At 57.4% G+C, this 9,645-nt stretch carries 10 protein-coding genes; 4 read left to right on the forward strand and 6 right to left on the reverse strand.

What is annotated here, in order from left to right; translation table 11 throughout:
* Positions 1–7 precede the first annotated feature (7 nt).
* From dctP to ABVT35_RS07940, 3 genes are read left to right on the forward strand one after another with little or no spacing between them, the layout of a single operon-like run.
* Entirely contained in the window at positions 8–1,006 is a 999-nt protein-coding gene (gene dctP / locus ABVT35_RS07930) for a TRAP transporter substrate-binding protein DctP (RefSeq protein ID WP_368465742.1), read from the forward strand.
* 5 nt (positions 1,007–1,011) lie between these two features.
* A complete protein-coding gene (locus ABVT35_RS07935) occupies positions 1,012–1,527 on the forward strand; it encodes a TRAP transporter small permease (protein ID WP_368465743.1) in 516 nt (171 codons plus the stop codon).
* On the forward strand, positions 1,524–2,795 hold the full coding sequence (locus tag ABVT35_RS07940) for a TRAP transporter large permease (protein WP_368465744.1): 1,272 nt from the start codon (positions 1,524–1,526) through the stop codon (positions 2,793–2,795). Before ABVT35_RS07935 ends, ABVT35_RS07940 begins: the two co-directional genes overlap by 4 nt.
* Positions 2,796–2,800: 5 nt before the next feature.
* On the opposite strand, the gene ABVT35_RS07945 is transcribed toward ABVT35_RS07940, so the two are convergent.
* Positions 2,801–3,676 (reverse strand): amidohydrolase family protein, encoded by an 876-nt coding sequence (locus ABVT35_RS07945; RefSeq protein ID WP_368465745.1) that lies wholly within the window; start codon positions 3,674–3,676, stop codon positions 2,801–2,803.
* A 2-nt stretch (positions 3,677–3,678) separates the two neighbouring features.
* Positions 3,679–4,314 carry a hypothetical protein gene (locus ABVT35_RS07950; protein WP_368465746.1) on the reverse strand — a complete coding sequence of 212 codons (636 nt, stop codon included), beginning with the start codon at positions 4,312–4,314 and terminating at the stop codon, positions 3,679–3,681.
* A gap of 245 nt (positions 4,315–4,559) precedes the next feature.
* Here ABVT35_RS07950 and ABVT35_RS07955 point away from each other — a divergent pair, with 245 nt between their 5' ends.
* A complete protein-coding gene (locus ABVT35_RS07955; protein ID WP_368465747.1) occupies positions 4,560–5,363 on the forward strand; it encodes a LytTR family DNA-binding domain-containing protein in 804 nt (267 codons plus the stop codon).
* 10 nt (positions 5,364–5,373) lie between these two features.
* Here ABVT35_RS07955 and ABVT35_RS07960 read toward each other — a convergent pair whose 3' ends face one another.
* The 4 genes from ABVT35_RS07960 to ABVT35_RS07975 form a co-directional block, all read right to left on the reverse strand.
* Positions 5,374–6,504, reverse strand: coding sequence for a DNA alkylation repair protein (locus tag ABVT35_RS07960; protein WP_368465748.1), 1,131 nt, complete (start codon positions 6,502–6,504; stop codon positions 5,374–5,376).
* Positions 6,505–6,613: 109 nt separating this feature from the next.
* Positions 6,614–7,612 (reverse strand): zinc-binding dehydrogenase, encoded by a 999-nt coding sequence (locus ABVT35_RS07965; protein ID WP_368465750.1) that lies wholly within the window; start codon positions 7,610–7,612, stop codon positions 6,614–6,616.
* 71 nt (positions 7,613–7,683) lie between these two features.
* Entirely contained in the window at positions 7,684–9,012 is a 1,329-nt protein-coding gene (locus ABVT35_RS07970) for an aspartate aminotransferase family protein (protein ID WP_368465751.1), read from the reverse strand.
* A 124-nt stretch (positions 9,013–9,136) separates the two neighbouring features.
* Positions 9,137–9,631, reverse strand: a complete 495-nt coding sequence (locus ABVT35_RS07975; RefSeq protein ID WP_368465752.1) for a heme-binding protein — start codon at positions 9,629–9,631, stop codon at positions 9,137–9,139.
* Positions 9,632–9,645: the final 14 nt, after the last annotated feature.

The following is a 9,645-nucleotide window of genomic DNA, read 5'->3' on the forward strand; positions in this document are numbered from 1 at the left end:
AACAGTCATGAGAAATTCGCTGATTGGATTTGCCGGAGCCGTTGCGATGCTGCTGACGCCCTTCTTTGCGCAAGCAGAGACCACGATTCGCGTGACATTGCAGTTGCCGGAATCCCATTCCCTGGGCCAGAACTGGAATCGCTTCAAGGAAATCGTCGAGCGTGAAAGCAACGGCGAATTGCAATTGCAGCTGTTTCCGTCTGCACAGCTCTACAAGGACAATCAGGTTCCTGAGGCCGTGGGTTCAGGCGCCATTGAGGCTGGGTCGGCTTTTCTTGGCCGGTTCGCCGGATCGGTGCCCGCCGTTGACGTTGTTGCCCTGCCGTTTTTCTTCAAGGACGAAGCCGCCCTGCGGCTGTCGATATCAACCGGTTCGCCCATGCGTCAGCTGCTAGATACGGCCATATTGGAGGAAACCGGCGCTCGGGTGCTCTGGTGGCAGGCTTTTGGGCGCAATGTTTATCTGAGCAAGGACACACCCCTGCGTCTGCCGGATGACGTCCGCGGCAAGAAGGTGCGCACCTACGGCAAGGTGCAGGGCTGGACGGCCGAAGCGCTTGGCGGCGCACCGACACTGTTGTCGGGGTCCAAGCAGTTCCTGGCATATCAGCAGGGCGTGGTCGATATCGGAATGACCGGCGCGTCAGCGGTCGAAAGCCGCAAGCTCTACGAGGTCATGAATTCCATGACGCTGACATTCGACAGCGTTATCGAGTTTGTCGCCGTCATCAATAACGACTTCTTCGAAGGCCTTTCACAGGAAGAGCAACAGCTGATCCTCGATGCCGCATCGACGGTCGAAGAAGAGTTGCGCGATGAAATCTACGCGCAGGAGGCGCGGGCGGTCGAGGCACTCAAAACGAAGATGAACGTCATTGAGCTGACGGCTGAGGAGCGTGACCAATGGCGCAAGGCAACAAGCGCGGTGATAGACCGCTTCATGGCTGAGGTCGGATCGACGGGCGAGGCGGTGGTCAAGGCGGGGCTTGAGGAAGAGGGGCAATAACCACTGTGCGCAGATTGGTCTGGATTGCCGACTGGCTGTCCGAGCTGACCGGAAAGCTCGCCGCGTGGATATTCTTCGCCATCGGTTTCATCGTTACCTATGAAGTCGTGATGCGTTACGTCTTTGTCGCGCCCACCATCTGGGTCGACGAGCTTTCGCGTATCGGGCAAATTTGGGCTGCCTATCTTGCGGCTGCGTTTACGCTCAAACACCGCGAACTGGTTGTCATCGACATTGCCTTCAAAAAACAAGGCACGCTGGCTCGCCGGCTGGCAGAGTCGTTTTCGCTGCTTGTCATTGGGTTCTTCTGCTTCGTCACCGTCTTTTACGGCTTCGAGTTATGGCTGCGAGCGACGCTGCGCGGTCACACCACGGACACCTTACTTGCATTGCCCCGATGGTTCACCGATGCCTCGGTTTGGGTTGGGTTCGCTGTGCTCGCGTTGCAGGTGCTCGCCGAGTTGATCCGGCTCTGGATCCCTTCCGCGGATACGGGTGCCAAGGGACAAGGCAGCCAATGACGGCATTCCTGATCATATGCGGTCTGCTGGCGTTGCTTGTGCTCAGAGTGCCTGTGGCCTTTGCAATGGGAGGGCTTGGCGTCTTCCTCCTTTGGGTATTTCCGCTGCCGCTCAACGCTGTGCCACAAAGGCTCTTTGGCACCATGGACAGTTTCGAACTGCTTGCCGTGCCCATGTTCCTGCTGATGTCAAATGTGCTTTTGAAAGGAAATGTCGGGCGCGACCTTTTCGCCGCGGTTCAGAGCTGGGTGGGGCATTGGCCGGGCGGGCTGGGGATCGCGACGATCCTTTCATGCGGTTTGTTTTCCGCCGTGTCCGGTTCATCCGTCGCAACCGCGGCGACGATCGGAACCGTAACGGTCCCGGAAATGACCGAGCGTGGCTATGGCCGCCCTTTTGTTCTGGGACTACTGGCAGCGGGCGGAACGCTGGGCATCCTCATCCCGCCCTCTATCCCGCTCATACTCTATGGCGTGGTGACGGAAACATCGATCCCGAAGCTGTTCCTGGCAGGCATTGGTCCGGGGCTTTTTCTCTCCGCCGCATTCATTGTCTATTCCTTGGTATATGCAAGGACTGGAAATTCTTTCGAGCCGGCGCCGAAAGCAACCTGGGCTGAGCGCGGCCGGGCAACGATGCTGGCGCTGCCGACCATCGTTCTTGCCGCTGCTATCATCGGCTCAATCTATCTTGGTATTGCCACCCCGTCGGAAAGCGCCGCTATCGGCTTCGTCATGGCGCTTGTCATAACCTTTGCCATGGGACGCATGACGGTGCCGCTGGTTAAAAAGGCCGTCTATGACTCCATGAAAACGACGGCGATGATCTTCCTCATCGTTGCTGGCGCCAAGGTGTTTTCCTATGCAATAACGCTTTACCGGATTCCGCAGGGTATATCGGCGCTGCTGTCGGACAACATTGACAGCGCCGGCCTGTTTGTACTCGCCGTTGGGCTTGTGCTTCTGGTCGTCGGCCTGTTTCTGGAATCAATTTCCATGCTGTTGATCATGGTGCCGGTCCTGTTTCCGTCGCTGGCGGCGATGGGCATCGATCCGATCTGGTTTGGAATATTCTTTGTGGTGCTGATCGAGACGGCGCTGATCACACCGCCGGTCGGCATGAACCTTTTCATCATACAGGGTGTCGGCAACGCGTCGCTGTCCGAAGTTGTGCGCGGCGCCTTTCCGTTTGTGCTGATCCTGCTTGCCACCGCGGCGCTGCTGTGGTTCTGGCCGGGCATGGCGCTTTGGATTCCAAACGGATGGTGATGCGCCTATCCGGCCGTATCCTTCTTCACCGGGTATTTGATTTCACGTCCAAACAGCCTTTGGGCATTTCTGAAGGCTATTTTTTCCGCCGTCTCGCGCGGCAGCCGTGCCAGCCACCGCCGGTTTGTTGCAATCAGGCCTTCATAATTGGCCCATTGGCTGTTGACCCATGTGTCAGTGCCAACCATCAGCCTATCGGCATGCCGCATGATTACGGGCTGCCAGCGTTCCCAGTTGGACAGGATATCGTTTTCACGAAAGGACGTGTCCGCATAAAGCGTTGCATATCGAGACAGCATTTCATCCACCTTTTCGGGCGGGTCTGACATGCCCGCATGCGCCCAGATGATGGTCAAAGCCGGCTCCAGCTCGTAAAAGAGCTCGACGGGGTCAGCGCCCGAGTGAACATGGATCAGAATGTCGTTATCCACTGCAAGTGCGGCAATGTCCTCCAGAAACGGTCGATCGTCCGGATCAAGCCTGTGGACATGGAACTCGCCCAGCCCTTGATGGGGGTGACGTTCAAGGCGGTCCTTCAGGTAGTCCAGCATGCCATCGGCATTGATCCAGTTCCCGGAACCTACGCTTCCATGATAGGGGCGCAATTCGGGAACCACTCTGTCGGGCGCAAACTCGAACAGACGGATCGTGCCTTCATCCGGTGTTGACGAAACCAGCGCCATGGCAACGCCGCTTTTATCCATCAACTCGATCACCGTTTCTGGAGGGTAGGCCCCCCAGGCCGGTTCCTTGTAATGCATATGCGCATCGAATATCGGAACATCCTTTATTGCTTCCCCAATCGGGTCGTGGCCTTCATCCGCTGAGGCGGAAAGGCAGATCAGAGTCGCTAAGGCAGCCAGGGGGAACCGTAAATTCATGGTCAGTCAGCCGCAAAACACATGAACAGTCCGGCTCCGCCGGTGCTCGCAAGGGCATCTGTGCTGCATCCGCGCGAGGCGTGTGCGGAATTCCAAGATGTGTTGCCGCCACCGTGCCTGTCGTGGTGCCCCACCTGTGCACTGCCATCGCCATTGCTGGTCCAGTTGCCGCAGGTGTGGTCCTTGCCGTCAGGGAAATAGGCGGTGCCATCGGCCATGGTGCCGGTCAGGATGTCGTGTTCATTGGGGCTGTCGCCGCGGCCTTTGACCCGGTTTCCGTTTTCATCGAGCGCCGTGCGTTTGACGATGTTCGGATTAAGATGAAGCTGATCGAGGTCCACCGCGATCAACTCGCCGACAGAATTGTACCATGGCCCGTCGCCAATGCGGTTGCGCGCAGACTGGCCGCGCTTGCCCTCTTCCTGTGTGCTGAGATAGGCGCGCCAGGTCCGCCCGGTCGTTCCGGCAGCTTCGGCAAGCTTCTGGCAGTAGGCATCGGCGCCTTCAAGCCCGCCCAGATTGGCACCGTCACCGGGGCTGACGCTGGTTATGAAGAAGCCCATTGGAGGATCTTCCGCTGCCGCAATCGTCATCGGCGCGAGAATCAATACGGACGCCAGGAGTGCTTTCTTCAGCATGGGAATTTCCTTTCTGGGGCATTGGTTAGGGCTTTACGGATAGGTGTCGCTGATCGGGATTCAACCAGCGGCAGTTCGGTATTATGGCGTGCGCCAGATGGCGTTCAATGCTTGCAGATCGTCAATTCTTGAATGGCGATAACAATGCGCAACTGGCCAAGTTGTGCTTATTTTCCTGTTGTAATTCATTGATTTACTCTAGTGTGCCATTCAAGAAGCACGAATGAACAGGAATTCCGGGTGCCATGAAACGCGCCGAAATGCTCTTTGTGTTGCTGGCAACACTGCTCATTGCCGGAATCATCTCCGCCACGAACCCAAACACGTTTGGCGGGAAGAGGGTATTCCTTTACACATACTGGCTTGTACGCATCTCGATCGAATGCGGACTGTTTATCGCATTCAGAAGCCTGCTCGAGACCAATGGTGTTTTCTCAGGCCGGCGTTACCCTCTGTTTTTAACTGCATTCTTCCTCAGCCTGTTTCCCTTCGTCCTCGCGACCACAGCGCTTGACATTGTCCTTGGCTTTCCGGAACTGGGGCTGGCTGATGCGGGTGTTGCGGACGACTCCTTCATAAGCGAGTTCTTCCTCGAGGTCGGCTACCTCATCGACGACCATTTGTTTGTTTGCCTGTTGTTGTCGCTGCCACGGTTTCTCATCGGAACTGGTGAGGAAAGCGGTTTGCTCACCGAAACAGTAATGTCGTCTGAAGAAGCGCTGCACGCACCGATGAACGCAATCCTGCCGATGCTGGATCCGCCTTTGAAGGGAACGATCATACGGGTGGAAGCTCAGGAACACTATGTGATCATCAATTCCACCGAGGAGCAGCGCATGGTTCTGGGGCGGTTTTCAGATGTTGTCGCCACATTGCCGCGTCCGCTTGGCATGCAGGTCCACCGTTCCCATTGGGTGGCGCGCGCGGCTGTTGCGGGGGTCTTTACCGAGAAACGCAACATGAAGCTGCGTCTGGCCAACGGCGATGTGGTGCCGGTCAGCAGACGCTACCGCCGTTCGGTCGCGGATCAGTTCGAAACGGTGGGGTAGGCCAGACACCCTACATGACGAGCGTAAACTCGCGACGACCGAGGCTTTGTCCGTTCGCCTGTATCTCGATGACATGCCGCCCGCTGTAATAGACGCGGGTCGTGATAGGGCGAAAAGCATGCGTTTTTTCAAGCCGCTTGTTCTCACCGCCGGCAAGTCTGACAGTGGTCCATTTGAATACTTTCGGCGTCGTCTGCCCGTTTGCCTTCTGATGGTGCACGACATAGTCGATGATGAGGTCCTGGTCTTCATCGCTGCTGGAACGCAGATCGGCGGCGATGCGGATGCTTTCGCCGAACGGCACGGTATCGCGGTCAAGGTCGAGCGCTTTAAGGGAAACGGCCGGTTTGCCGTAGCCAAGTGCTTCCAGTGTTGGCCGGTGACCGGCTTTGATGAGGGTGCGGCAGGCGTGCCTGACAAGCCTCTTCCGGTCTTTGTCCGGGCTTCCGGCAAGCCATTCGCGTGCGATACCGGCAACGATATCGGGATGGTCCTTGGCAATATCGTTCAGATTGTTGGCGACCGAGCGGCGGACAAATTCTTCCGGGTCATTCCGCAGATTGGCAAGAACCGGAAGAATGGGCGCGGGATCGTCAACAAACATGCCGAGCCTGATGCCCCAGGGAAGGCGCGGGCGGATACCCTCGGAAGCAAGCCGGCGCACGTGATAATTATCATCGAGCGACCACTCAAGGACATGGCGCATGGCCCTGTCAGGATCGGCAAGCAGGAACGGACGCACGGCAAATTCGGCGCTCGAGCGTTTTGTCATTTCCCTGAGGACGTCCATGCTGAAGTCGAAATGGTCGAGGCCGGCCCTCGCCACATAGTCCGACATCGGAATAATGCCCCAGCCGCGAATACCATGAATATCGACCGTCTGATTGGAAAGGTCGACATCGTCTTCCGGGTGAAGCGCGCCGGTCAAAATCGCGCAGGCAGCCCTGAAATCGCCGGGAAGGCAAGCCTCGAGTGCGTCGACGATATGGTTGGAACGCTGCTTGAACTCCAGCGCATCGAGCCCGTTTGTTGCCAGGCTTGCGAACCGGGCAGCATCGAATTCTGGAGACTGCCGTGCAAAGTGCCGGCCCATATTGTCGATGAGATCGGCGTTGAAGACGTTTTTGAACGGTTCGGGCATTGCACTGATTCCTGTAGCTGAAACTTGCCTGAATAAACCACAAGCCTCCTGACAGGCTTCTGTCAGGAGGCTGGATTATCCTGGTGATCAGAGCAATCGCCAGCCGGCCTTAAAGCCCGATTTCCACCACGACTTTGCCGTGGGATTTCCTGGGTGCTTTCAGATAATCCCAGGCGTCACGGTAGCCTTCCATCGGAAAGATCCGGTCGATCCGTGGAGCGATCGCTCCGGACGAAAGAGCTGCATAGATAAAGGCTTTGCCTTTAGCGCACATCGCTTCATTCTCAACGTAGTTGAAGACCGAATAGGGTTGGAAAACCGCGTTGGCCTGAAACATTTCCGTCATGGGAAGCGTCGGCAGCTCTTCGTCGAGTGTTCCGTAAAAATAGATACGCGCGTCGCGTGCGAGTGCAGGCGCGTATTGACCGATCATGCCCGCGCCAATGGGATCGAAGGCGGCATCGATGCCGTGGCCGTTCGTGATTTCACGCAGCTGATCAGCCAAATCGCCTGACCCGGCGATTAGAACGTGATCGGCCCCGGCATCTTCAAGGTAGGCCCGGTTGTAGCTATAGCGGCTGGTCGCGATCATTGTCGCACCGCAGTGCTTGCCGATCTGCAGCGCCGCTGTGCCCGCTGTACCGGTTGCGGCGGTTATCAGAAAATGCTTTCCGGGCGCCGCATTCGAGATTTCGACAATCGGAAAATAAGCGGTCAGATACTGCATCCAGATCGATGCGCTCTCGACCGCCGAAAGGTTTGGCGGTGCCTTCGTGACGTAGTGGGCATCGATTACGAGCGACTCAGTGCTGGCGCCGCGGTCATAATAGAAATAGGGAAGCGTGCAATAGCGTTCGCCAGGTTCGATGCCGCTCACACCCGGTCCCACCGCATCCACGATACCGGCGGCCTCGATGCCGATACGTGCCGGAAATTCCCTGAAGCTGAAGGAATAGCGGTCGCACATGAGGTCCATATCGCCCCAGTTGAGGGCGAAAGCCTCGACCTTCAGCCGTATTTCACCCGGGCCAGGTGCCTGTTCATCGAACGTCTCAAGCGACAGGCCCTGATAACCGGAATAATTATGAATGACCCACGCACGAGGCATCGCACCCTCCCTTTTGGTCATACTAAAATGGTGGATCAGTCTGTTTAATGAGTCAAGAAATTTTAGAAATACTAAAAATCCGCTTTGGGCAATAATGACTTGCGTACGGTGACGACGTCGTCGAGAGCGGATACAAAGCGATCCAAATCATCCTCGGTTACTGCTTGCGAAAGCGCTATGAAACCGCGGCGGGCGATGTAGAATCCGCGCTCAAGCAAATCGAGAAACAAAAGCTCCTTGATACGATCGTCGCCATCGGCAATGTCATCGACGGTGTTGACCGGCCCGCGGACCGGATGAATGTTCATCAGGGAACCAGAACCGCTGGCAAACAGTGTCACGCCATGGCGTTCGAAAAGTTCGTTCAGCCGATTGCGCGTGCGCTCGCCGCGGGCATGCAGCGTTTCCGCCCTGTCTGACGTAAAGGCTTCGCTAAGCGCCGCGATGCCGCCGTTCATGGAAAGCACATTGTTGTTGAACGTTCCCGCATGGGGCAGGGTGCCGGGCCGAGTCGGGTCATAAACGTCCATGATTGCCGCATTGCCGCCAAAGGCACCAAACGACATTCCACCGCCGACCCATTTGCCGAGTGTTATCATGTCGGGCCTGATGCCAAGCATATGCGATGCGCCGTGACGGCCAAAACGGGAGGTCATGACCTCGTCGAAAATGAGCAGCGCACCCACGCGCTCGGTCTCTCGCCGCAGCATTTCGAGAAATTCCGGCTTGCCCGGGATGCAGCCGCTTGAGCCGAGCATGGGTTCGACAATGACGCAGGCCAGCGTTTCGGCATGAGCGGCGATTAAATCGCGCGTACCCTCAGTGTCGTTGTAGCGTGCAACGACAAACGGGAAGGGGGCATTGATCGGCAGGCCATCGCCTCCGAAATAGAAAACCCCGCCGTGATATCCGCCCTTGAACACCATCACATCGCTGCGCCCGGTCACATAGCGGGCTGTCGAAAGGGCCATCAGATTGGCTTCGGTTCCTGAATTGGTGAACCGCACCTTCTCGATTGCCGGAAAGCGCTCCGTAACCAGCGCAGCCAGCCTTGCCTCACTTGAATTGTGAGCGCCGAGATTGATGCCGCCGTCGAGGGTCTTCTTCAAGGCGGAAACGATCGCCGGGTCCGTATGGCCAAACACGCCCGCCGTATACTCGCCAAGCAGGTTGAGATAATCGTGGCCGTCGACGTCGGTCAGGAACGCCCCTTTGCCGCCTTCCGCGCGGAGCGGAAACGGACCGTGATAGAGAACGGTTCGCGTATTGCCGCCCGGCATGCTTTGACATGCCTCTTCATGGATACGCTGCGAATTGGGCCGTCCTCGCGCGTAAATTCTCCTTGCATCCTCAAGCGACTGATCGAGGGATGAGTTCCGCATGACAGCGTCATCTGACATATAATTTTCTTCCTGACCTCAGATTGTGAGGTGTCTCCCAATACACGTACGCTTCCCAATCTAACCGATCGGATCGGAAAGGGAGGTGGCAGTTCACCACATAAGGAAGACCAGCGACAGCGCTTTAATTATCCGTGTCGGCGTCGGAGAGCGAAGTTCTTCGCCAGTCGGGATCCGGATCGGACGGTTCGCAGGCAAAGCCGGCGGTCCGGATGCCCTGGATTGCGCAAAATTCGTCCTTTTCGGAACTGTCGCCGCTGATGCCGACTGAGCCGATCGTATTGCCCTCGTCATCGAGCACCAGAACACCGCCCGGAACCGGTATGAATTTGCCGTCCGAAGCCGCCGCAAGTGCGTTCTGAAACACCGGGCGCTGACCGAGCCGGTCACGAATGAGGCGGCTCGAGACGCCCATGCCCAGGCTGCCCCAGGCCTTGCCGCGCGCAACATCGAAGCGCAATATCCCGGAGCCGTCCTCGCTTTTTGCGGCAACCAGATGCCCGCCGGCATTCAGAACAACGACGGTCAGGGGATGAAAGTCCTCGGCACGGCCGGCCTGAAGCGCCGCATCGACGATCTTTTCGGCCGCTGAAAGGGGCAAGGTTGTCTTCAGTCGCATAGACGTTTCTCCCT

Origin of the sequence: Hoeflea sp. TYP-13 (assembly GCF_040932035.1) — a bacterium.
Classification (GTDB): Bacteria; Pseudomonadota; Alphaproteobacteria; order Rhizobiales; family Rhizobiaceae; genus Hoeflea_A.